20 protein-coding genes are annotated in these 22,436 nt (G+C 52.4%); 17 read left to right on the forward strand and 3 right to left on the reverse strand.

Going from position 1 to position 22,436, the window contains the following annotated elements:
* Window positions 1-134: 134 nt before the first annotated feature.
* From E1757_RS25080 to E1757_RS25110, 7 genes are all read left to right on the forward strand, one after another.
* The gene (locus tag E1757_RS25080) at window positions 135-1,076 is read left to right on the forward strand and encodes an ArsR/SmtB family transcription factor (protein WP_133233334.1); all 942 of its coding nucleotides are present in this window, start codon (window positions 135-137) and stop codon (window positions 1,074-1,076) included.
* Window positions 1,077-1,389: 313 nt separating this feature from the next.
* On the forward strand, window positions 1,390-2,676 hold the full coding sequence (locus tag E1757_RS25085; RefSeq protein ID WP_133233336.1) for an ABC transporter substrate-binding protein: 1,287 nt from the start codon (window positions 1,390-1,392) through the stop codon (window positions 2,674-2,676).
* Window positions 2,677-2,763: 87 nt separating this feature from the next.
* The gene (locus E1757_RS25090; protein ID WP_133233338.1) at window positions 2,764-3,651 is read left to right on the forward strand and encodes a carbohydrate ABC transporter permease; all 888 of its coding nucleotides are present in this window, start codon (window positions 2,764-2,766) and stop codon (window positions 3,649-3,651) included.
* A 26-nt stretch (window positions 3,652-3,677) separates the two neighbouring features.
* On the forward strand, window positions 3,678-4,514 hold the full coding sequence (locus E1757_RS25095) for a carbohydrate ABC transporter permease (RefSeq protein ID WP_133233340.1): 837 nt from the start codon (window positions 3,678-3,680) through the stop codon (window positions 4,512-4,514).
* Between the two features lie 47 nt (window positions 4,515-4,561).
* A complete protein-coding gene (locus E1757_RS25100) occupies window positions 4,562-7,336 on the forward strand; it encodes a glycoside hydrolase family 2 protein (RefSeq protein WP_133233342.1) in 2,775 nt (924 codons plus the stop codon).
* A 12-nt stretch (window positions 7,337-7,348) separates the two neighbouring features.
* On the forward strand, window positions 7,349-9,379 hold the full coding sequence (locus E1757_RS25105; protein WP_133233344.1) for a glutaminase family protein: 2,031 nt from the start codon (window positions 7,349-7,351) through the stop codon (window positions 9,377-9,379).
* 123 nt (window positions 9,380-9,502) lie between these two features.
* Window positions 9,503-9,760 (forward strand): YqkE family protein, encoded by a 258-nt coding sequence (locus tag E1757_RS25110; RefSeq protein ID WP_133233346.1) that lies wholly within the window; start codon window positions 9,503-9,505, stop codon window positions 9,758-9,760.
* Window positions 9,761-10,168: 408 nt separating this feature from the next.
* On the opposite strand, the gene panB is transcribed toward E1757_RS25110, so the two are convergent.
* Both panB and E1757_RS25120 read right to left on the reverse strand, forming a co-directional pair.
* The gene (gene panB / locus E1757_RS25115) at window positions 10,169-10,984 is read right to left on the reverse strand and encodes a 3-methyl-2-oxobutanoate hydroxymethyltransferase (protein WP_133233348.1); all 816 of its coding nucleotides are present in this window, start codon (window positions 10,982-10,984) and stop codon (window positions 10,169-10,171) included.
* 197 nt (window positions 10,985-11,181) lie between these two features.
* Window positions 11,182-12,297, reverse strand: a complete 1,116-nt coding sequence (locus E1757_RS25120) for a HupE/UreJ family protein (protein WP_165972276.1) — start codon at window positions 12,295-12,297, stop codon at window positions 11,182-11,184.
* Window positions 12,298-12,389: 92 nt separating this feature from the next.
* On the opposite strand from E1757_RS25120, the gene E1757_RS25125 reads away from it, so the two are divergent.
* The 7 genes from E1757_RS25125 to E1757_RS25150 all read left to right on the forward strand — a co-directional run bounded on the left by E1757_RS25125 (window position 12,390) and on the right by E1757_RS25150 (window position 18,868).
* On the forward strand, window positions 12,390-12,770 hold the full coding sequence (locus E1757_RS25125; RefSeq protein WP_133233352.1) for an ATPase: 381 nt from the start codon (window positions 12,390-12,392) through the stop codon (window positions 12,768-12,770).
* Window positions 12,771-13,758: 988 nt separating this feature from the next.
* Window positions 13,759-13,914, forward strand: coding sequence for a hypothetical protein (locus E1757_RS35990; protein WP_165972277.1), 156 nt, complete (start codon window positions 13,759-13,761; stop codon window positions 13,912-13,914).
* Window positions 13,915-14,089: 175 nt separating this feature from the next.
* Window positions 14,090-14,641 (forward strand): DoxX family membrane protein, encoded by a 552-nt coding sequence (locus tag E1757_RS25130; protein ID WP_425464862.1) that lies wholly within the window; start codon window positions 14,090-14,092, stop codon window positions 14,639-14,641.
* Window positions 14,642-14,848: 207 nt separating this feature from the next.
* The gene (gene gatC, locus E1757_RS25135; RefSeq protein ID WP_133233354.1) at window positions 14,849-15,136 is read left to right on the forward strand and encodes an Asp-tRNA(Asn)/Glu-tRNA(Gln) amidotransferase subunit GatC; all 288 of its coding nucleotides are present in this window, start codon (window positions 14,849-14,851) and stop codon (window positions 15,134-15,136) included.
* A gap of 111 nt (window positions 15,137-15,247) precedes the next feature.
* Window positions 15,248-16,708, forward strand: a complete 1,461-nt coding sequence (gene gatA / locus E1757_RS25140; RefSeq protein WP_133233356.1) for an Asp-tRNA(Asn)/Glu-tRNA(Gln) amidotransferase subunit GatA — start codon at window positions 15,248-15,250, stop codon at window positions 16,706-16,708.
* A 90-nt stretch (window positions 16,709-16,798) separates the two neighbouring features.
* On the forward strand, window positions 16,799-18,244 hold the full coding sequence (gatB, locus tag E1757_RS25145) for an Asp-tRNA(Asn)/Glu-tRNA(Gln) amidotransferase subunit GatB (protein WP_133233358.1): 1,446 nt from the start codon (window positions 16,799-16,801) through the stop codon (window positions 18,242-18,244).
* A gap of 153 nt (window positions 18,245-18,397) precedes the next feature.
* Entirely contained in the window at window positions 18,398-18,868 is a 471-nt protein-coding gene (locus E1757_RS25150; protein ID WP_133233360.1) for a GNAT family N-acetyltransferase, read from the forward strand.
* On the opposite strand, the gene E1757_RS25155 is transcribed toward E1757_RS25150, so the two are convergent.
* On the reverse strand, window positions 18,834-20,579 hold the full coding sequence (locus tag E1757_RS25155; protein WP_133233362.1) for a hypothetical protein: 1,746 nt from the start codon (window positions 20,577-20,579) through the stop codon (window positions 18,834-18,836). The genes E1757_RS25150 and E1757_RS25155 overlap by 35 nt on opposite strands.
* Before the next feature lie 161 nt (window positions 20,580-20,740).
* Between E1757_RS25155 and E1757_RS25160 the strand changes: the two genes are divergently transcribed.
* The 3 genes from E1757_RS25160 to E1757_RS25170 are packed head-to-tail and all read left to right on the forward strand — an operon-like array spanning window position 20,741 to window position 22,433.
* On the forward strand, window positions 20,741-21,343 hold the full coding sequence (locus E1757_RS25160) for an RNA polymerase sigma factor (RefSeq protein ID WP_133233364.1): 603 nt from the start codon (window positions 20,741-20,743) through the stop codon (window positions 21,341-21,343).
* The gene (locus tag E1757_RS25165; protein WP_133233366.1) at window positions 21,294-21,767 is read left to right on the forward strand and encodes a cupin domain-containing protein; all 474 of its coding nucleotides are present in this window, start codon (window positions 21,294-21,296) and stop codon (window positions 21,765-21,767) included. Before E1757_RS25160 ends, E1757_RS25165 begins: the two co-directional genes overlap by 50 nt.
* Before the next feature lie 33 nt (window positions 21,768-21,800).
* Window positions 21,801-22,433, forward strand: a complete 633-nt coding sequence (locus tag E1757_RS25170) for a hypothetical protein (protein ID WP_133233368.1) — start codon at window positions 21,801-21,803, stop codon at window positions 22,431-22,433.
* Window positions 22,434-22,436: the final 3 nt, after the last annotated feature.

Genomic DNA, 22,436 nt, shown 5'->3' on the forward strand with positions numbered 1-22,436 from the left:
GAACATCGTGAGGATGATTTCCCGAGCTTACCATAGGCGTACCTATATTACAACGATTTACTAGGGTAAATAAATTTGTTATAATTATTATTACGATATTTTTTGTAATAAAAAGAGAGAGGGGGGATATTACTGTGAGAACTCTGCAGGTTACGCTGGAAGAAGCGATTGAAATATGCAAAGCATTGGCCAATGAGCATAGGATGCAGATGTTGAACGTACTGAACCAGGGTCCTCTCAATGTAAACGAGATTTCCGAGCTGCTGCAAATCCCGTTTTCGACAGCGGCGGTTAACGTAAAAAAGCTGGAGGATGCCGGAATCATCTCGACGGAAATCGTACCGGGGCGAGGCACCCAAAAGGTCAATTCCAAAAGGTACGACCGGATTGTCATTAATTTAAAACCGGCCGAGGTTCAAACCGAAAACAATCTCATTCTGGATATGCCCATCGGGGAGTATACGGACTGCGAAGCTGAGCCGACATGCGGGCTGGTTGGAGAGCATGGCATTCTGAGCATCATCGACGACCCGCGTTCTTTCTACGAGCCGGAGCGCAAAAATGCACAGCTGCTTTGGTTTCGGGCAGGCTTTGTGGAATACCGGTTCCCGAATAGAGTTCCTTACGGTACGCGAACGGAGGAGCTGGAATTTTCTGCCGAGATCTGTTCCGAAGCGCCCTATCATAAGCTGGACTGGCCTTCGGATATTACGCTCTGGATCAACGGTGTGGAGGTCGGCACCTGGACGAGTCCCGGCGATTTGGGCGGCATGAGAGGCTTCCTGACGCCGGATTGGTGGGCTACCCGCAACACGCAGTACGGACTGCTCAAGCATTGGCAGGTGAACGGGAAAGGCAGCCTCATTGACGGAAACCCCATATCCGACGTGACGATCGACCAATTGAAAATTGCGACGAAGCCGTTTATTTCCGTTCGATTGGGTGTCAAAAAAGACGCCGCGAACGCCGGCGGAATGAATTTGTTCGGCAAACGGTTCGGCAATTACGAGCAAGCTCTTATTCTTAAGATCAAATACGCCAATACGAGCGCTTCCGCCCACAAAAGAAACGAGTGAACTCGTTCAGCTTTGCTGAACATCGGGCAATCAGATGGGGACTCTACCCCACCTGATTCAAGGCCCACCTTGGAGGTGGGGGTCTTAACCCGATAAAGTCGTAATCGAATAAAATCTGTCATTAAAATGAATAATAAGAATTAAAAGCGCTTTGCGGCATTGGCTGCAGAGTGCTTTTAACGTTAAAGGCGTAAATGTAAGAGGAAATCCGGCGTAAAGCAAATTTTCCAACAAATATACTTGTAATAAAATATAGTTTAATATTATAATAAAGCATGTAATAAAAAGCAGTCAACAAACGGGAGGTCAATGTATGAAAAAGACAGGAATGATTTTAGCATCCGTTATGCTCGCGGGCTCTGTTCTTTCCGGCTGCGCATCAAGCGGCAAAACTACGGAACCGGCAGCTTCCGGCAAGGAAGCAAGCGCTATCAATTTGAAGTACTGGGTTCCGTTCAGCGGCGGTGACGGCGATTTCATGAAAGCGATGGTCGATAAATTCAACCAGAGCCAGAAGGAAATAAAAGTGGAAATCCTGAACGTGAAAAATGAAGAGTACTATACGAAGCTGCGCACGGCTCTCGTGGCCAAGCAAGGTCCGGACGTTTCAGTGGCGCATGTAAGCAAATTGCCGGAGCTTGTATCGACCAATGCTTTGGAAAGTCTTGACGACGTTGCCAAAGAAGCAGGCGTCGACTGGAGCTCGTTCACTCCGAATATATTGAACTCGACGATTTATAACAGCAAGCATATTGCCATTCCTTTGGATACCCATGCGGAAATTATGTTTTATAATAAGAAAATTTTAGGCGACGCCGGATTGCTCGATGCGAACGGCAAGCCGAAGATCGCTCAAGGCGCCGACGGATTTATGGCCTTTCTAAAAGAAATCAAGGCGAAAGTGCCGGCAGATGTAATGCCGTTGGCAACAACCTCCAACGGAAACCAGCCGTACTGGATTTGGTGGACGCTGTACAGTCAAATGGGCGGCAAAATGCTGAGCGATGACGGAAAGAAAGCGACAATCAACAATGAAAAGAGCGTTAAAGCGCTGCAGTTGATGGCGAACATGGTCAAGGAAGGCTATTGGCCGAAAAATATTAAAAACGGCGGCGAAATTTTTACGACCGGTAAAGCCGCGATTTCATTAAACGGGGTCTGGTTCACAGGTGCGGCCGAACAGGCGAAAGGCTTGGAGTTCGGCGCCATTCCGGTGCCTCAGCTTTATGAGAAGAAAGCGGTCTGGGGCGATAGCCATACGCTTGTCGTTCCCATGCAGGCGAAGAAAGATCAGGCGAAATTCGTAGCGGCCGTGAAATTTGCGAACTGGCTGGCAGATAACGGGGTTATGTGGTCGAAAGCCGGTCATGTGCCGAGTAAACCGGCTATTATCGGGTCCCAGGAGTTTAAATCGCAGCCATATCGCAGCGATTATGTGGAAATTGCCAACTATGTAAGCTACACGCCGAATCATGACAAAGTTCCTGCAATCAGCGATATTTTGCGCGCCAATTTCGATCTGCTGATGAACGGACAAGCAACCGCCGAGGATGTGCTGAAGAAAGCGGAAAAAGAAGCGAACGACCTGTTGGCGAAATAATTGAAGCCCGAGACGGAGGGATGTTTCCTTAATGGGACATCCCTGCTTTTTTCAATTATCCGTGAGGGAGAAGGAGGAGCATACAGCATGATCACGACAAATAGGAAAAAGTGGAATGGCTACGAGCAGCTGCTTGCCTGGTTGTTCTTGCTTCCGTACTTGTTTTTCTACTTGTGGTTTATGTTTTACCCGATCATCAAAGGGTTCATTATCAGTTTGAACAAATGGACGATCGGCATAGACCCTCAATTTATCGGATTCAAAAACTATGCGGTCATGTTCAAGGACGCCAATTTTTGGGAAGCGCTGTGGCATACCGTTTATTTCGTTATTATTTCCACGCCCTCCCTGGTTGTTGTCGGATTGGCGCTTGCGCTGATCGTAAATGCCGGGCTAAAGGGAACGACCTTTTTGCGTTCGGCCTTCTTTTTACCGCATATCCTGTCGATCTCCGTTATAAGCAGTATTTGGGTATTTGTGCTGCAGCCGTACACGGGGCTTGTGAACTCGATATTGCATCGGTTTGGTTTTGAAGGCGAAATATTTTGGCTGAACGAACCGAATCTGGCATGGATATCGATTCTGATCGCTACCGTCTGGTGGACCGTCGGATTTAACATGGTGCTGTTTTTGGCCGGACTTCAGGAAATTCCCGACGATTTGTACGAAGCGGCGCGCATCGACGGTGCAAACGGCTGGCAGTGCTTTATCCATATCACGATTCCTTCATTAAGAGGCGTAATTATGCTTATCGTCGTGCTGCAATCGATCGCTTCCTTTAAACTGTTCGGACAGCCGTGGATTATGACTCAAGGCGGACCGGGAACGGCAACAAGGACGCTGGTGCAATATATTTACGAAACGGGATTCCGCAGAAACGATATGGGCTTGGCCTCGGCGATGTCCTATATCCTCTTCATCGTAATGATCCTATTTGCCGTCGTTCAATTTAAATTTTTGTCCAAAAAAGATTGACAGCGCGGAGAAAGGAAGGATTCGTCATGACCGAAAACAGTCAACGCATATCTATTAGCAGAATCATCGTTTATATCGTCAGTTATTTGTTTGTCGTTATATGGCTGCTGCCGCTGCTTTGGATGGTATTCACCTCGCTCAAGCCGGCCGGAAGCGCGGTTACGGTGCTTACCGAGCTGATCAGCCCTCCTTTTACATGGGCAAACTTCGAATTCGTCACCAGCAATGCATCCGTCTGGAGATGGACCTGGAACAGCACCGTTATTGCCGTCATCACAACGGCCGGTACGCTCGCGATGACGTCGCTCGCCGCATTTGCTTTGTCGCGCCTTCGTTTTCGCGGTAAAACGTTCGTGTTTTGGCTGATCATCGGAGGTCTTATGGTGCCGACTGAGGCCACGATTATTCCATTGTTCCAAATGATGATCGATAACGGTTTGGTGAACAGCTACAGCTCCATCATCCTGCCGAGCTTGGCGGCGCCGCTGGGCGTCATGATTTTGAAACAGTTTTACGACGGGATTCCGAATGAATTGGTAGAGGCGGCGAAAATCGACGGAGCGGGGTTGATCCGCATCTATGCGAGTATTTTTGTCCCGTTGTCCCGCTCGTCCATGGCGGCATTGGCCATTTTTACATTTATTAGCTCGTGGAACAACTTTTTGTGGCCGTTCCTTGCCATCAGCGACGAGAATATGATGACCCTGCCGATCGGGATTCCGCTGTTCCAGGGCACTTATCAAATCGAGCTTACGATCCCGATGGCGGCCAATGTGCTGGCGAGCTTCCCGGCGATACTCGTATTTATTATTTTTCAAAAACATATCATTAAAGGGATTACGATGACAGGCATTAAAGGATAGACAGAAATAAGGCAAGCCTAGAATGAGCAGGGTGGAGGAAAATCATAATGAGAAAGCAATGGAGCCTGTCGGGCACGTGGACTTTTACAACCGATCCAAAGGATCAGGGAGAAAGGAATTATTGGTACGAACAAAAAAAGGGACTTCCCGAAGGACGCGAAGTACCGGTTCCTCATATATGGCAAAGAGACGGGGGGGAGCTCGTTAATTATTACGGTACCGCATGGTATGCGCGCACGTTTCAGGTTCATGAGTTCGACCGCAGCAAGCGTCTGTTTCTGCACTTTGACGCCGTGGATTATTTGACCCGCGTATGGGTGAACGGAAGCTATGTTGGCGAGCGGGAGGGAGGATTCACACCTTTTGAATTCGATATTACGGACTGCTTGAACGAAGGGACGGAGCAGACCGTTACGGTTCGCGTCTACGACCCGCAGGACAATGCGGATATTCCGATCGGCAAACAAGGCAGCTGGTACACGCGGGTAAGCGGCATTTGGCAGGATGTTTATTTGGAGGAACGTCCGGCCATTTATGTGGAGCAAATCAAGGTGACGCCGGATATCGACCGCAGCGCCGTCTCGGTTCGGTACCGCTTAAGCGCAGCGGCAGCGGCTCGGCAGGTTGTACACTTCAGCGTGAAGCACCACCTGGGCGATGGAGCGGCTGTTGCGGCAGGCCAGGCGGAAGCCGGAGCAGCGGAAGGCGCGTTCGAGCTTGAAATTCCCAATGCGGTACTGTGGGATACGGAAAATCCGCATCTATACGAGCTTGAGCTGACCCTCGACAGCGGAAACGGCCGAACCGATGCGAAGACGGAAATTTTCGGGATGCGCAAGGTTGAGCATAAGGACGGTATGATCCTGTTGAACGGCAAGCCGCTTTATATCCGTGGAGCCCTGGATCAGGCGTTTTATCCGGATACGATTTACACGGCGCCATCCGATGCCTACATTCAGCGGGAAATTGAGCTTGCCAAGCAGATGGGATTTAACCTGCTCCGCAAGCATATCAAAATTGAGCTGCCGCGTTACTTGTATTGGGCGGACCGGATGGGCATGCTGATTTGGGCAGAGGCCCCCAACTATGTAAAGTGGACGAAGCGGAGCATGCTTCGATTCCGTCATGACTTGTTCGGCATGGTTGACCGCGATTACAACAGACCGTCCATTATTATTTGGTCGATTTATAACGAGGAATGGGGCCTTGAATGGGATTTGGCCAACGATCCGGAGAAGCAGCGGCATGTGGCGGAAATGTATGACGAGCTGAAGGCCTGCGATCCGACAAGACTGATCTGCGACAACAGCGGCTGGACTCATGTGAAGACGGACATTAACGATCATCACCGTTATTTCGTCTGTCCGGACCAGCTGGAAGCTTGGGAGCGTGATCTCGACGAATTTGTTGTAGGCCGTCCCGACCGCAACTTTGTCGACGGCTATCCATCGAACGGCGAACCGATCGTCGTTTCGGAATTCGGCGTCTGGGGGCTGCCGAGCATGCAGAAGCTGAAGGAGCATTACGGCGCTCAAGAGCCGTGGTGGTTTATTAATCAAGGCGAGGAATCTCATCAGGAAGATTATAAAAAGCCTGTGACCGCCGCGGTCAATTTCTCGCGGTTTGGCCTGGACCGGGTATTCGGATCATTCGAGGAATTGGCCGCCGCTTCGCAAAAACGGATGTTCCGCGCAGTCAAATCCATTATCGAGGAAATGCGCAAGCGTCCTGTCGTGGCGGGTTACGTCGTAACGGAATTTACGGATATCGAATGGGAAACGAACGGTTGGCTCGATTATTTGCGCAATCCGAAGGAAGGCTTTGAACGCCTGAAAGATTTTAACGGCGCTACGGCGGTGATGGCGGATAACGTAAACCGCAATCTATGGTCGGGCGAAAGCCAGGCCTGGGACGTCGTGATCTCCAACAACGATATGAAATCGTTCGAAGGCTCCGTCGAGTGGCGCATTGAAGGAACGGACCTGTCGGGCGCCGTTCCGGTCAAGCTGGACGGCCGGCTGCATTTGGTGTTGGAGCAAGCAATTCGCTTCACCGCGCCGGCTGTCGCCGAGCCGGGCTTTTATAAGCTGCGGTTGGAGCTGCTGGAGGGAGGCCGGCGGCTTGCCATAAACGAGGAAGAGCTGACGGTATCGCCTGCGGCGGCGGGTAACGCGGGAGGCACGGCGGTCACGCTGTATCAAATGCCGCAGTCTTTGGCGGACGCCATGGCCTTGAGAGGCTTCAAGGTGAAGGCCGGGCTGGATCAGAACGCGGTCATCCTGACCGACTGCCTCGATCAAGACGTTTTAAACCATGTATATGAGGGCGGTCAAGTCGTCTTTTTGGCCGAACAAGGCGAACAGCTGGAGCACAGAGGCCAATTTACGTTCCGTCATTTGCCGGAGGGCGAAAGCTGGCCGCGGGCTTCGTCGTTTAACTTCGTCGATCCGGCCTGGTTCGGCGGCATTCCGCTTCAGCCGGAAATGGGCTGGGAAGCGGATGCCCTCATTCCCAATTATGTGGTGCCTTTCAGCGATTACAAAATTGCCGGAGGCCGCCGTGTTATTCCGTTGTTTGGCAATCCGCAGCTGGGCGAATCAAGCGAAATCGTCTCCGGCTACTTCCAAGGCTGGATCGGCCAGGTAGGCGGCTCCATGATCCGGAAATCGCACGGCCAAGGCTCGATCCTGCTTGTAACGTGGAGACTGATGGACCATTACGGATCCCATCCGATTGCGACCCAAGTGCTGAATAAGCTGGTTCAACAGCAAGCGGAGCTGCTGGAAAGAGCGGTTTCGACAGCTGATTCTATTGGAGAATAAGGAGGGCTACCCATGCATAAAGAGTTACGGCCGCCGGCTGTGCCGCTGGTTGCTATCGATCCGTATTTTAGCGTCTGGTCCACCGGCAATCATTTGTATGACAATCATACCAAGCATTGGACGACAAGACGCCACGACCGGGAAGAATCCCACGGAATGGTCGGCATGGCAGTCATTGACGGCGTTGTGTACCGGTTTATCGGCAAACTGAACTATGATGAGGATGATTACGAGGAGCCAGTCGCGATGCGGCAGACGTCGCTTACCGTCAAGCCTCTCTCCACCATTTATACGTTTGAAGCGGCCGGCGTCACCCTGACCGTTGATTTTACTTCGCCGCTGCTGCTTGACCGTCTGGATATATTATCAAGACCGGCCTCGTATATAACGATTGAAGCGGCTTCCCATGACGGCAATGAGCATGAGGTAAGCTTATACTTCGATGTGACCGGGGAGTGGTGCGTCCACTTCCAGTCGCAAGAAATTGAATGGTCGCGGCCTGCGGTGCGGGATGATATCCAGGCGATGCGGATGGGCACTGTGAAGCAGAACGTTTTAGGCAGAAAAGGCGACAGGACGCGCATCGACTGGGGCTACGTTTATTTGGCTGTGCCGGGTGCCGACAAGCTTGACACACGAATCGGCCCGGTCGGCATGCGCAAGCAGTTTGCGCAATCCAAAAGCTTCCCTGGCACTCAGGACGATACGAGAATGCCGCGCGCCGCTGAAGATGAAACGCCGGTGATGGCAGCCTTGATGCATCTGGGGAAAGTGGGAAGCGCCGCCAAGTCGCAGCTGTTCGTAGTCGCCTATGACGATATTTATTCGATCGAATATTTCGGGCGAAAGCTGCCGGGCTATTGGCGGAAGTTTCATGAAAATGCGGAACGGATGATTGCCGCCGCCATTGACGAGCACGCTGACATTATGCAAAGATGCGCCGCATTTAACGAACTGCTGATCGAACGCGCCGAGCGGGCGGGCGGTCCGAAGTATGCCGATATATTAAGTCTCGCATACCGCCAGGCGATTGCCGCTCATAAGCTGGTCGAGGACGAGCGGGGTGAAATCATTTTCCTGTCCAAAGAATGCGACAGCAACGGCTGCATAGGAACAGTGGACGTAAGCTACCCGTCCATGCCGTTATTTTTACTGTACAATCCGGAGCTGCTCAAAGGTATGCTCCGTCCCATTTTCCGGTATGCGCAGTCGGAGGCATGGCCATATGAATTTGCGCCGCATGATGTAGGAAGGTACCCGATCGCCAACGGGCAGGCATACGGTAAAGAAATGGAAAGGCAGATGCCGGTTGAGGAATGCGGCAACATGCTCATTATGACGACCGCTGTTTGCCTGGCCGAAGGGAACGTCGAGTTTGCCGAGCAAAACTGGGAGCTGCTGTCCCAATGGGCCGATTATTTGACCGAGTACGGATTGGATCCGGGCAACCAGCTGTGCACCGACGATTTTGCCGGACATTTGGCGCATAACGCCAACCTGTCGATCAAGGCGATTGAAGGCTTGGGAGGCTTTGCTCAGCTTTGCCGGCTGGCCGGGAAACCGGATGCTGCGGAACGTTATCGGGCCAAAGCGCAAAGTATGGCCGAGGAATGGATTGCGATGGCCCAGGACGGAGATCATTACCGGTTGGCTTTTGACGTGCCGGGAAGCTGGAGCTTGAAATATAATCTGGTCTGGGACATTTTATTTCAGTCGAGTCTGTTTCCGAAAGAAGTCGTTGAGCGTGAAGTCGCCTATTATAAACGGAAATCAAACCGGTACGGGACTCCGCTTGATAGCCGCAAAACGTATACCAAGGTCGATTGGCTTGTCTGGGCGGCGTCATTGGCAGAGGACAGGAATGATTTTATCGAGCTGATAAATCCGATTTGGGATTTTCTGAACGAATCCAGACACCGTGTGCCCTTCAGCGACTGGTATTACACGATTGACGGAACCTACGTTTCCTTCGTAAACCGTTCGGTAGTGGGCGGCTTGTTTATCCGGCTTATGATGGATGGACAATGGAACAAATCGGTCTAGGGCAAGCGCGCTGCAAAATGGTCGGCTAAAGCGCCGCAGGGAGCGGCCGGCCTGCGAATAGAATACGCCGCTAAAACCTGCTATACTGATGACTTATGGACATACGATCAGAGGTGAAAAGCTATGGCGAAGAAAAGACCGCTCCCGGCCCCGAAGCCGGCGTCTTCAGACAAGCCCGCTACGCTGAAGGATTTGCTGAGCCCGGACATTGTGGAAAAGCTGAATTCGCAGGCCGGCGAGCTGAAAGCCGCGGAGGAAAAACGCAAGGAGCAGCAGCGCCTTGAGGCGGCGGAAGCCCGCAAGGCCGAGCAGAAGCGGCTTGACAACGATTTCGGGCATTTGCTGGAGCAGAGCTTGAAGGACTGGAAAAAATACAAATAAGAAAACCTCTATCGAGGCCTTTCCAGGATGAGCGACCGCGATTTAAATGTAGGTTTTCTTGCAATGACAGAAAGCTTCAGCTCCGCTGAAAACTTATACTTTCTGTCATTATAAGAAAACCTCTATCGAGGCCTTTCCAGGATGAGCGACCGCGATTTAAATGTAGGTTTTCTTGCAATGACAGAAAGCTTCAGCTCCGCTGAAAACTTATACTTTCTGTCATTATAAAAAAAGGACCCACCAGCAACGGGCTGAGTGGGTCTTCAACATTTATATATATCAAAAAAGGGGTCGTTATTAGTATAACCCGGCTACTTTAAGAAAAGATGAATATTATATTTCATTTATATTACAAAAATGGCCCGCAAGCGTAATGAATGAACAGGAACGATTGCCGCAAGCCTCTGTTCACGAATACCAATTCAATAATGCTTCCCGTTCCTCATCTTTCATATGCCGAACGTTCGTAAGTTGTGGAAACGCACCGCTTTCAACTTCATTTGCATACGCTTGAAATGACTTGAGCATCATTTCGCCTACATTGCCGTAGTTTTTCGCATGTCGCATTTCACGCGGGTTAATTCCCAGCATATCTTGAACTACAAGCACCTGCCCGTCTGTAAATCTTCCCGCTCCAATGCCGATCGTCGGGATCATAAGCTTTTCCGAGATAACTTTTCCGAGTTCTTCGGGTATAAGCTCAAGAACGACCATACTCGCGCCGGCATCCTGCAATGAAATTGCGCTTTCCGCCACGATTTTGGCTGAATCGAATGTTTTGCCCTGAACAGCTGCCTTGTCATGGTGCTGGGGGGTAAAACCGAGGTGCCCCCAAACCTCAATACCGTTGTTGTGCAAATGCGACACTATCTCTGCCTGCAAGCCTTCCAGCTTGACGCCATCCGCTCCATGGAGCGTCAATTTCTTGGCAGTCACCAATGCCATGTCTGGATTCTCGTACGTCTTGTACGGCATATCCGCGAGCAAATACGCTTCCTTCACTCCCCTGCGCACCGCTTTTAAATGGTGAATGATTTCATCAAGGGTGACCGATATTTCACGTTCGTAGCCCAACTCGTTCGTTCCCAACGAATCCCCGACAAAAATTACATCCAATCCTGCTTTGTCCTGCAATACGGCGGTAGGGTAGTCGTAACACGTAAGCATCGTAATTTTTTGCGCATTTAGTTTCTTTCGGTGCAAATAGTTCATGTTTTTTGCCATGTAAATCCTCCTTAGTCTCTGTTCACTTTGGAATCAAAGCACGGAAAATGGTAAGCCGTTCAATGCAATGCGTCAGGTATGAGCTCCAATGGATGCCATCCCGACGCTTAAGATTTTAACATAAATGAAAGGCCCTTCCAATCTCATCATTCGGATGAAGGAACCGCCCGCGCAGCGGTTATTTATTCGCCGGTCTGCTAACCGCCGCCGGGGATGAGCCCGGTTCGTTCCAGCACCCACCAGAAGGCGCGGATAAAGATGAGCGCGGAACCGATTATGATGACGGTGCGGTGCCATTTCCATTTGCGCAGCCAGAGCAGGAACGGCAGCACGACGAAGACAATCGCCAGTTGGCCGACTTCCACGCCCGCATTGAACGTCAGCAGCGAGCCGACGAAATAGTTCCGGGGCAATCCAATTTCCGCCAAGGCGCCGGCAAACCCGAGCCCGTGAACGAGCCCGAACATAAACGTCAGCAGCCAGCGCATCGCGTGCTTGCCGGACACGATATTTTCTACGGCTACGTAGCAAATCGACAGCGCGATCGCCGATTCGACCCATACCGGATTAACGTTGATAAAACCGAGTGAAGCAAGCAACAGCGTAATGCTGTGGGCGACCGTAAAGGCGGTGACGATCTTCAGCATGTCGCGATACCGGGCAGCGACCAGCAGCAACGAGAACAAAAATAACAGATGATCGAACCCGAGAAGTATATGCTCGATCCCGAGCATAAAATATTTCCATAGGGTCTTCGTCAGCGAGGTCGGGTTCAGCGGCTCGAAGCGGTACGACCGGTGCGCGCTGTCAAAGATCGTCTGGTCCGTATCGTCGCCATCCAGAATGAGGGCGAAGTTCAGATGATTCGGATCCTCCCGGTCAAACAGCAGTCCGTATTCAATCGTAAATCCGGAAACCGACTGCTTGCCCGTATAGCGGAGCTGCAGGGTGAGGCCGGGAATCGTCTCTTTATCGGTTTTCCGGATCGACTCCAGGCTGCAGTCCATCGGCGTCATTTCCTGCAGCAGCCGTATGTTCGATTTGACATCGCTCTCCAGGTCGCCTGTATGCGCCCGGATTTCTTCGGCCGATAAAGAGCCGTCGCGGTTGTCGTCATACTTTTGCAGGCTGTATTCGGGAATAAACAGTTCATAGTCGACGCCGTCCGGCTGCACGACCAGCTGCGAATAACCGTTGTTTAAAGGATGGGCATCGACACCTTGTCTAGCATTGCCTAAGCCTAAAAAAGATGCTAGAATTAATAGAATTACAACAATTCGAATATGAGTACAGTCCTTTATAGCTTTGATCATTGTGGCACCTCTGTCGTTCATTACTATGTCTATCATAAACAATATCGAGCATGAGTCAATCGATGCGCGGTAGTACTAAGGAGGAATGGTATATGCTGCGTTTGGGACAAAAAGTATATATCGTGGAAGATAGCTTTGAACAAAATTTGCCTGTGGGGGAGTACGGTTATATCATCGCTTACGACCGCAACGCGGACAATGTATTTGATTATGTCGTTCGTGTCCCTAAAATAAATAAACACTTTTTTGTGCCGTCCTCGGATATCGAGCTGGAGGAAGTGCTCGTGCAGCAGGAAGTCGACAGGCTGGAGCGCGAAGCGCTGATTGATTTTGCCCTGGCAACCCGCAACGAGGAGTTATTCCGCCGTATTATGAACGGGGAAGAAGCGGAGGAAGGAAGCGTGGAGAACGTGAAAGAAGTTCAGTCCGCGGCCGATTTTATTAAACAGGTCAATCTCAAGGCATGGATTTGAGAAGACGGCAGAGTCGTAACATGCCCGTTTCGGGACGATGCGACGGTGCTGGAACGTATCATTTCTCGCACGGGCAGCTTGACGCTGAACGTTTGCCGATACGGAGCGCTCGTAGAAGCAGCTTTTTTGCAGGACGCCGGCAAGCGGTTTCTGCGGAGACGCTGTTTTTTTGTGCGTTGTTAAGATTTTATACTTTGCTTCGCACAACCTTGACAAACGCGCTCGTCCCCTAAGGACGGTGAAGCCGTTTATCCTTAACATAATAAAAGTATAAAATCCGGGGAACCAAGGTGGTTCCCTTTTAAGTTTTTTTAGTAAGTAGAGTTATGGAGACATTGATCCTCAGCAAGTACCTGCAGTCGAAAGAGGCCGTCAATTTATGTATGTCTGACGTGTTCGGAAAGCGAAAAGATACCGCTTAGTGTGTCCGGGACTTCGATAGGATGGATGATGGAGACCCGGAAGTGCCCCGCAATTCGCATGTGAAGCTTGCGGCGGAGCCATATACCCGGAATACGACAAAGGTGTACATGGTTATGAACACCGATTGAAGACCGGTTAGTAAAAAAAGAGGTATCACGAGATACAAGAGTAGAACAGTAAGAGGGTATGGATGTGGGGTGGAAAGTTTACGGGCCGTCTTTGAAGCCGTGTTCCCCCTGCCTAGTCTAATCGAAGGAACACGACGTCAACAACGGCTGTAACCCCACATCCATCCCTTCCCAGCGCTCAAACGTATATCCTACACCAAAGAACGTCGCAAGGCTTTTTTCGTGCGGAAACAGGGGGCTATATGACTGAACGATTCTACAGTAATGTAAACATGGCAGATTCTAGCCCGACTTAGCAGCAAATCCTAGGCTGGAAAAATTTTATTTTCAGCTGTGATTTTTTTCACATCCAACTTCGGCAGTCCGTGTTACATTATAGATGTGGAAAGGAAAACCAGCAACAACATCAAGCTTCATAATAGAAAGGAACATGCGCCATGCTGAACCAACGTATGAACGATTACCGCAGCGTCACAGCTGCAAGATCGAATCTTGCGAAGCCGATTGCCGCAGCGTCACAGCCTGCAAGATCGAATCTTGCGAAGCCGATTACCGCAGCGTCACAGCCTGCAAGATCGAATCCGCGAAGCTGATTACCGCAGCGCCGGATCGTGCAATGCCAAATCATACAACGCCGCAGGCTCCGCCAAGTCCCAATCGGCTAGCAGGAAGTATCCGGCATAAGGGATAAAAAATTTTTGAACAACAAGTGAAAATTTTCACAATTGAATTTGTTTTGCCCACACTTTATTTAAGGAGATGGAGATCATGTTAAAATGGGTCAAAGAAAACGTTTATGGCGCTTGGCTGCTGCTTATTGTCAGGTTATATATCGGTTACGAATGGGCCACCGCAGGCTGGCACAAGCTGACGGCCGGATTCGATGCTACCGGATTTATTAAAGGGGCGGTAACGAAGCCGCTGGTGGATAAAGCGACCAACGAGCTTATTTATCCGACATACACCGCTTTCCTGGAGCATTTCGCCCTGCCGAACGCGAAGCTGTTTAATATCATCATCCCGCTGGGCGAGCTGCTTGTCGGATTAGGCTTAATACTCGGCGCGTTGACGACGGCCGCCGCCTTCTTCGGATTGCTGATGAACTTCATGTTCATGTTCGCCGGTACGGTAAGCACGAACCCATGGATGCTCCTACTCGGCGGGATCGTCTTCCTGGCCGGAGCGAATGCAGGCAGAATCGGGGCTGACCACTACGTCATGCCGTACATCCGCAATCTGCTGAACCGCAACAACAGGAACGGCAAGCCTAAAGCGTTGGGCGGGGACAACCGCAAGCCGACTCCGGCGGCGCATGTATAACAAGCAAGATGAACAGCATCGTTCAACCGAATCGCCTAACGGCCTGCAGAGCTGCGGATTTCCGATCCGCGGCTCTTGCCCGTTGCTTCCATATAAGCAATTGAGTTCAAATTCCATCTGGTCTATAATAAGAAGATGAATTTTCGGCGATGATGTCGAAAGACGATAATCAAGATTATTATGCGATAAAGGAGTCGGGAGCAGTCGATGAGTATTTCGATGAAGGACGTAGAGCATGTAGCCAATTTGGCCAGACTTGAGCTGAGCGAGCAGGAGAAGCAATTACTCACCGAGCAGCTGAACGCTATATTAAAATATGCGGAGAAACTGAACGAGCTGGACACGGATAACGTGGAGCCGACCAGCCACCCGGTACCGCTCGTCAATGTGATGCGCGAGGATGCGGCAAGACCGTCCCTGTCGATTGAACAAGTTTTGCTGAACGCGCCGGACGAAGAGGACGGGCAAATCAAGGTGCCGGCTGTATTGGAATAAGCCTCGGCAGGCAAAGGCGCCGGTACAAGAGATGCTGTCGGTGAGCACCTGTTTCGGCAGTTCATCGGCAGTCTCCAAGAGGGCGCTATATTTTGAAGGGAGGACGTCATTTTGTCGTTATTCGAACTCAAGTTGCAAGAAATACATACCAAGCTGCAAGACAGGCAGCTCACTGTCACCGATCTGGTGGATGAAGCTTACGCCCGGATCGGGCAGGTTGACGGCAAGATTAAGGCGTTCCTGAAGCTGGACGAGGAAAACGCTCGCGCAGCCGCCAAATCGTTGGACGGGCAGTTGGGCTCGGGCAGCGCAAGAGGGCTGCTGTTCGGCCTGCCGATCGGCATCAAGGACAACATCGTCACCGAGGGCGTGACAACGACATGCGCGAGCCAGTTTTTGCGCAATTTTAATCCCGTGTACGATGCGACCGTCGTCGCGAAGCTGAAGGATGCGCAGGCCGTCTCGATCGGCAAATTGAATATGGACGAGTTCGCGATGGGCGGCTCGAATGAAAACTCCAGCTTTCATACTACGTACAATCCATGGAATACGGATTATGTGCCCGGCGGCTCAAGCGGCGGCTCCGCAGCTGCAGTGGCGGCCGGAGAGGTATACTTCTCGCTTGGCTCCGACACGGGCGGCTCGATCCGCCAGCCGGCCGCTTATTGCGGGATCGTCGGCCTGAAGCCTACGTACGGACTGGTCTCCCGCTTTGGTCTGGTCGCATTCGCCTCCTCGCTGGACCAGATTGGCCCTCTGACCAAAAACGTTGAGGACAGCGCCTATTTGCTGCAGGCCATCGCCGGCCACGATCCGCAGGATTCGACCTCGGCGAAGGTAGACATTCCCGACTATATCAGCGCGCTGAGCGGCGATGTGAAAGGGCTGCGCGTCGCCCTGCCGAAGGAATACATGAGCGAAGGCATCGACCCGAAAGTCCGCGATGCCGTAATGACCGCGCTTAAAACGCTGGAAAGCCTGGGCGCGGTTGTCGAGGAAGTATCGCTGCCGCATTCCGAATATGCGGTAGCTGCCTATTACCTGCTCGCTTCGTCCGAGGCCTCCTCCAACCTGGCTCGGTTTGACGGCGTCCGCTACGGCGTCCGTGCGGAGAACCCGAAAAATTTGCTGGACTTATACCACAAGTCGCGCAGCGAAGGCTTCGGTCCGGAAGTGAAGCGCCGTATTATGCTTGGTACTTATGCGCTGAGCTCCGGCTACTACGATGCATACTACTTGAAGGCGCAAAAAGTGCGTACGCTGATCAAGCAGGATTTTGACCGCGTATTTGAAAGCTACGATGTGATTATCGGGCCGACGGCTCCGACGGCGGCCTTCAAAGTCGGCTCCCAGGTCGATAATCCGCTGACGATGTATTTGAACGACATCATGACCATTCCGGTCAATTTGGCCGGTATTCCGGCGATCAGCGTTCCTTGCGGTTTTGCGGACGGGCTTCCCGTCGGCCTGCAAATTATCGGCAAGGCGCTTGATGAATCGACCGTTCTGCGGGTGGCTCACGCTTATGAGCAGAATACGGATTTCCATAAGCAGCGCCCTGCCATCGATTAGAAGAGAGGTTCGACGGTAGCTATGGGGGAGGGACAAGTCCTTCCTCCGGACACTGCCTGTTGAACGCGAATAGAAAGGAGCCATTCCGCTATGTCGGTAACGGAAACAAAATACGAAACGGTCATCGGGCTGGAGGTTCACGTTGAACTGCACACCCGATCGAAAATTTTTTGCGGCTGCTCCACCGAGTTCGGCGCGCCGCCGAATACCCATACATGTCCGGTTTGCCTGGGCTATCCGGGCGTACTGCCGGTGCTGAACAAGCAGGCTGTCGAATATGCGATGAAAGCCGCGATGGCGTTGAACTGCCGGATTGCGACGGACAGCAAATTCGACCGGAAAAACTACTTTTACCCGGACTCGCCGAAGGCCTACCAAATTTCCCAGTACGACAAGCCGATCGGCGAGCACGGCTGGATCGAAATCGAAGTGAACGGCGAGACGAAACGGATCGGCGTGACCCGCGTTCATCTGGAGGAAGACGCCGGCAAGCTGACGCATGTGGATGGCGGCTACGCCTCGCTGGCCGATTATAACCGTGTCGGCACGCCGCTGATCGAGATCGTCTCGGAGCCGGACCTGCGCTCTCCGGAAGAAGCGAGAGCTTATCTGGAGAAGCTGAAGGCGATCATGCAGTATTGTGACGTCTCCGACGTGAAGATGGAGGAGGGTTCGCTGCGCTGCGACGCCAACATCAGTATCCGTCCGTTCGGACAGAAGGAATTCGGTACCCGGGCGGAGCTGAAAAACATGAACTCCTTCCGCGGCGTGCAGAAGGGGCTCGAGTATGAGGAATGGCGCCAGGCGGACGTCCTGGACGGCGGCGGTACCGTCGTGCAGGAGACGCGGCGCTGGGATGAGGCGCAGGGCAAGACGCTTATGATGCGCAGCAAGGAAGAAGCGCATGATTACCGTTATTTTCCGGACCCGGACCTGGTCCGTCTGCATATCGACGATGCGTGGAAGGCGCGCGTCCAAGCGACCATACCCGAGCTGCCGGATGCGCGCAAGAAGCGCTACGTGGAGGAATACAGTCTGCCGAGCTACGATGCGGATGTCATTACGTCCTCGATCAAGCTGGCCGATTTCTTCGAGGAGAGCTTGAACTATACGTTGGATGCAAAGGCGGTGTCCAACTGGATTATGGGCGATCTGCTCGGCTTCCTTAATGCCGGTAATTTGGAGCTGGAGCAGGTGAAAATAACCGGCAAAGGCTTGGGCGAAATGATCGGTCTGATCGAGAAAGGGACGATCAGCAGCAAAATCGCCAAAACGGTATTCAAGGCGATGCTCGAAACCGGTAAAGACCCGCAGACGATCGTGGAGGAGCAGGGGCTTGTACAGATCAGCGACGAAGGTGCGATTAAAGCGGTCGTCGAGCAGATCGTCGCAGCCAATCCGCAGTCGGTCGCCGACTTTAAAGCCGGTAAAGACAAAGCGGTCGGCTTCCTTGTCGGTCAGGTCATGAAAGAAACGAAGGGCAAAGCGAATCCGGGCTTGGTCAACAAGCTGATTATGGATTGCCTGAAGCAATAAAAGAAAGCAGAAGCAGCCTTCCCGCGTATTTTCCGCGCGGAGGGCTGCTTTTCAAATAGGCAGTAGATTGTACGTCGGCGCTGTTGTATACTGTGGCTAATTAATGGCATTCAACTGCCAGCCCAGACGCTAACGCACATGAAAGGGACTTCCATGATTCGTGAAATCGATTTGAATGACAACGCTCAAGTGCTGGACCTGCTTATGCTGCAGCAGCTGTCCTACCGGGTTGAAGCCCAACTGATCGGCTTCAAGGAAATTCCCCCGCTGTGGGATTCGCCCAAATCGCTCAAGGAATCGGGTGAATTATTTTTCGGGTACTACGAGGGTCACCGAATGGCTGGAAGCGTTTCCGTCAAGCAGACGCCCAAGGAATTGACCATTTGCCGGATGATGGTTCATCCGGACTTTTTCCGCCGGGGCATCGCCAGCCGGCTGCTGGAATATGCGGAATCACTAGCGGTTCCGGGCATGCTGCTCAAGGTGTCGACGGGCACCAAGAACGAGCCCGCCGTCAACCTGTATGGGAAATACGGCTACAAGCCGGGGCAGACGATGGAAATCGCCAAAGGGATCACGCTCACCGTGTTTACGAAAAGAGTTCCCCAGTCGGATAATCGGTAAGCGGAACGGGCTGCCCGTTAACCGACCGGTTCAATCCGGCCGCACCGGCTGCCTCGCTTACCGTCAAGGAGAGCGCATCGCCCCGCCTTGTCCGGTACGAAGCCTGCAGCAGCCCGCCGTCACTACCCGGCGTCCCGGTACGGACAAACGTCGCACTCATGCTGTCCATCCGTTCGGCCAACTGGTCGAGACTCGCGATGCCAAGACCGTCCGCCTCTGTGCGGGAGACGACTTCCATGACGACTCCGTTCATGCCGTCCTTCAAGGAGCTGGCGATCGAAATGCGGTCCGCCTTCTCCGTATAAGTGAACGGCTGCATCAAATAAAAGACGAAATACACATCGCCTGCGAGCCCGCAGCCGCTACGCTCCCGGAAGCGCCATTCGCCCTTGGGCATGCAGCCGACCAGCTCCGGATACGCGCTATCCGACGCGCCGCCGGCCGGAACCGCCCATAGCTGGACGATGCTGTCCAGGTGAAAGAGCACGTCGCCATAAGGGCTCGCATGGCGGTCGTCGCCCGGCTTGTATTTCGCGCCCGGGTGGAAGAAGAACGCCTGGTTGACGCTTCCCCCGCCCGCAACCGCGGGCGACGTCAGCGGCAGCGTCACATCCCAGCGCTGCTGCTCGTTATCGAACTCGTCCCGGCGCTCCCAGACGCCGCCCGCTGCGTACTCGGGCGCGATGTATACATATGTATGCGCCTCCTCCGTCACGACGCCGTCCGCGTCCGCGAAGCGGATTTGCCGCTTGATCTCCTGCGGCAGCGGGCGGTTGACGGCCTTGTCCACGATGTCGTCGGCAACCTCATAGCTGTATAATGCAGCCCCCTCGAGCCGGGTGATCGCATTCGGCTCCGGAAAATCGCCGAATGCGATATAATCGAGCAGCGTATTGTTGTCCAATGGAGCGTCATGCGGCCATTGGCGCGACTGCGCCCCGACCCATGCCCCCCGCAAATAAAAATCCGCCCGCAGCCGCCACAAGAAATCGAGCATTTCGCCGACCGTGCTCCGCACCTCCGGCTTATCCACGATTTCCCACACGCATGCGAACGCCTGAATCCAATGCCAATGCCACGGGAGGCAGCCGTATTCCTTGAAGCCGTATTGCTGAATATGCCGCAGCTGCTGCCGCAAATAGCGCATGCCCTGCTCCAGCAGCTCGCCGTCGTCGAATTGATGCCCCAGCAGCAGCTTCAATGCGGTATGCTTCGCCTCGTGATGATGAATGTGCTGCAGCGGATGACGGTATACGTCGCTTTGGTACATGTGCAGAATGGACAGGTTCAGCTCGCTTTTCAATCCGATGGGCAGTACCTGCTTAAATTTGTTATAAAATAATACGATCAGACAGCCCATCAGCTCGACCGGCAGCGGATGCGGCTTGGCGGCCGAAGGATTGTCCCCGAGCCCGAGCGGCCAATGTCCGTACATCGGATGCGCGGCATCCTGCACTTGCAGCTTCAATACGTTCCCAATCATGTCGACAGCCAGCTTCATCGCCGCATCGCGCTGCTCTTGCGTCGCTCCGGCTTGCCCGTCTCCTTCGACGCATGAGGCGAACAGGTGGATCGCAAAGTAAAAATTGTTGCGGACGTCGCCGTGGAACCAGTATCCGCTCGGCAGCACGGGCAGCGCAAGCGCTTGGCCGGCGGCCAGTCTGCGGATCGCGTTTCTTCGTTCTGCGGTAGTGGTTATATGTATGGTCATTGCAGCCTCCTGAATAGGTATATTCGTTTCATGTCAACCTATTTTAACAGACGAGACTTGCATGGTAAAATAAACATCTGTCAACAGTTCTGCAATTTGAAGGGTTTCTTGGCGCGGCAGCGTCTAAAAGAAAGAGTCAAGAACAAAAAGGCGGTGGAACGATGGAACATTTGACGGATGAACAGCTGGTCGACCAAATCCGTCAAGGCGATAAGGAAGCGTATCGCGTTTTGGTTGAACGTCATAGCCAGTACATTTATACGCTTGTTTATCGGATGATCGAGCATCGCGAAACCGCCGAGGATTTGACGCAGGATATTTTCATCAAGCTGTACCGGTCATTAGGCCAATTTCGGGGGGATGCCAAATTCACAACATGGTTGTATCGCTTAACGGTCAATTTAGTGACGGATTACCGGAGATCGCAGCGGCGTAAACCGTACGAAGCGGTGCTGGACAAAGTCAAGGGATGGTTCGGCAACCGCCAGGAAGAACCGGAAGCGATGGCGCTGCAAAAAGAAGAACAGGAAACCGTACAGCGGATTTTAGCTGGACTTCCTGATAAATATAGGCTTATTTTATATTTATACCATTTTAAACAGCTCTCTTATCAGGAGATCGCGGAAGTGACTCAGCTTCCATTGAAGACGATCGAAACCCGGCTATACCGCGGAAAGGCTTTGCTAAAACAAAAATGGCAGGAGGTGCGCCAACATGAACAAACATCATCTGAACGATCGGCAGCTGCAAAGGTATTTAAATAGAACATGCTCCGAGCTGGAATTTGTCAAATCCGGCAAGCATCTTCAAGTATGCCCGAGCTGCCGAAACCGTCTGAACACGTATCTCGACATGGAATCAGTGCTGGAGCAAATGCCGCTGCTCGCTGCGCCGCCCGGACTTCAAGAGCGCATCATGCGATCCGTGCACGCTGCGCAGGAGGAGGATTTGCCCGGCATACGGGAGCCGGTGTACGGCCAACGGACTGTGCCCTCTTTTGTAAACCGCTGGCGTTCCGAGCTTGCACATGGTCTCATCGCCATGGCGGCTACCTTCTTGTTTATCAGCTCGGGCATACTTGGGAAAATTATGTCAATTAATGCGGACAACTGGGGTGAAGGCATCCAGCATCAAGTATTGGCGATTGAAGCCGTTGTCGCGCGAATTTCGATACAGCTGTTGTCGTAACTCAACTATTAGCAGAGAACTGGAGGTTAACCCATGGTGGAACCCAATAATAACGGTTCGTATCAAACGGACGAAGACAAAGAAGAACAATTTATCCGCGAACGAATGGAACGGTGGAACGCTAACCCGCAGCAGCAGGCTCCGTTCGACCCGTTCAGGGGGCGCCCGCGCAAAAGCAAGTTCATCGCCGGGCTGCTGTCCTTTCTTATTCCCGGCACCGGTCAGCTGTACTTAGGTTTAATGCAGCGGGGGATGGGCATTATGCTGGTGCTGATCCTGAATATTTTTGCAATTGTGTTTTTTGCGACCAACGCCAGCTCCAGCGTCCCGTTAATTGTGTTATTTTCGCTATTCGTGCCGGTCGTTTATTTTTATAACATTTTCGACGCGCTGCAGCAGACGGACCGGGTGAACGGGCAGTGGAACGGCTTCTATAACGATCCGTTGGATGAGACAGGCTCGACTGTCATGAAGCCTTTTAAGAAGCTGTCCAAGGGCAGCGGCTTCGGCTATCTGCTTGTTATCGGCGGAATCATCCTGTTTCTGATGAGCAGCAAACCGGCTTGGCTGGAACGGATCTTCGATTTGCTCGGCTCTTCGATCGGCGCGGTTATTTTGATCGTCATCGGGCTTGTTATGTTTTTCAAGGAAACTACCAAAAAATAAATC

This window comes from Paenibacillus piri (genome assembly GCF_004354045.1).
GTDB classification, from domain to species: domain Bacteria; phylum Bacillota; class Bacilli; order Paenibacillales; family NBRC-103111; genus Paenibacillus_S; species Paenibacillus_S piri.

What these genes read in the sequence shown, in the direction of transcription:
- E1757_RS25110 (WP_133233346.1), top strand. Translation starts at nt 9,503, where the DNA reads ATGGCGAAGAAAAGACCGCTCCCGGCCCCGAAGCCGGCGTCTTCAGAC.
- gatC (WP_133233354.1), top strand. Translation starts at nt 14,849, where the DNA reads ATGAGTATTTCGATGAAGGACGTAGAGCATGTAGCCAATTTGGCCAGA.
- E1757_RS25100 (WP_133233342.1), top strand. Translation starts at nt 4,562, where the DNA reads ATGAGAAAGCAATGGAGCCTGTCGGGCACGTGGACTTTTACAACCGAT.
- gatB (WP_133233358.1), top strand. Translation starts at nt 16,799, where the DNA reads ATGTCGGTAACGGAAACAAAATACGAAACGGTCATCGGGCTGGAGGTT.
- E1757_RS25150 (WP_133233360.1), top strand. Translation starts at nt 18,398, where the DNA reads ATGATTCGTGAAATCGATTTGAATGACAACGCTCAAGTGCTGGACCTG.
- E1757_RS25105 (WP_133233344.1), top strand. Translation starts at nt 7,349, where the DNA reads ATGCATAAAGAGTTACGGCCGCCGGCTGTGCCGCTGGTTGCTATCGAT.
- E1757_RS25165 (WP_133233366.1), top strand. Translation starts at nt 21,294, where the DNA reads ATGAACAAACATCATCTGAACGATCGGCAGCTGCAAAGGTATTTAAAT.
- E1757_RS25095 (WP_133233340.1), top strand. Translation starts at nt 3,678, where the DNA reads ATGACCGAAAACAGTCAACGCATATCTATTAGCAGAATCATCGTTTAT.
- E1757_RS25085 (WP_133233336.1), top strand. Translation starts at nt 1,390, where the DNA reads ATGAAAAAGACAGGAATGATTTTAGCATCCGTTATGCTCGCGGGCTCT.
- E1757_RS25170 (WP_133233368.1), top strand. Translation starts at nt 21,801, where the DNA reads ATGGTGGAACCCAATAATAACGGTTCGTATCAAACGGACGAAGACAAA.
- E1757_RS35990 (WP_165972277.1), top strand. Translation starts at nt 13,759, where the DNA reads ATGCTGAACCAACGTATGAACGATTACCGCAGCGTCACAGCTGCAAGA.
- E1757_RS25090 (WP_133233338.1), top strand. Translation starts at nt 2,764, where the DNA reads ATGATCACGACAAATAGGAAAAAGTGGAATGGCTACGAGCAGCTGCTT.
- E1757_RS25155 (WP_133233362.1), bottom strand. Translation starts at nt 20,579, where the DNA reads ATGACCATACATATAACCACTACCGCAGAACGAAGAAACGCGATCCGC.
- E1757_RS25160 (WP_133233364.1), top strand. Translation starts at nt 20,741, where the DNA reads ATGGAACATTTGACGGATGAACAGCTGGTCGACCAAATCCGTCAAGGC.
- E1757_RS25125 (WP_133233352.1), top strand. Translation starts at nt 12,390, where the DNA reads ATGCTGCGTTTGGGACAAAAAGTATATATCGTGGAAGATAGCTTTGAA.
- E1757_RS25130 (WP_425464862.1), top strand. Translation starts at nt 14,090, where the DNA reads ATGTTAAAATGGGTCAAAGAAAACGTTTATGGCGCTTGGCTGCTGCTT.
- E1757_RS25120 (WP_165972276.1), bottom strand. Translation starts at nt 12,297, where the DNA reads ATGATCAAAGCTATAAAGGACTGTACTCATATTCGAATTGTTGTAATT.
- panB (WP_133233348.1), bottom strand. Translation starts at nt 10,984, where the DNA reads ATGGCAAAAAACATGAACTATTTGCACCGAAAGAAACTAAATGCGCAA.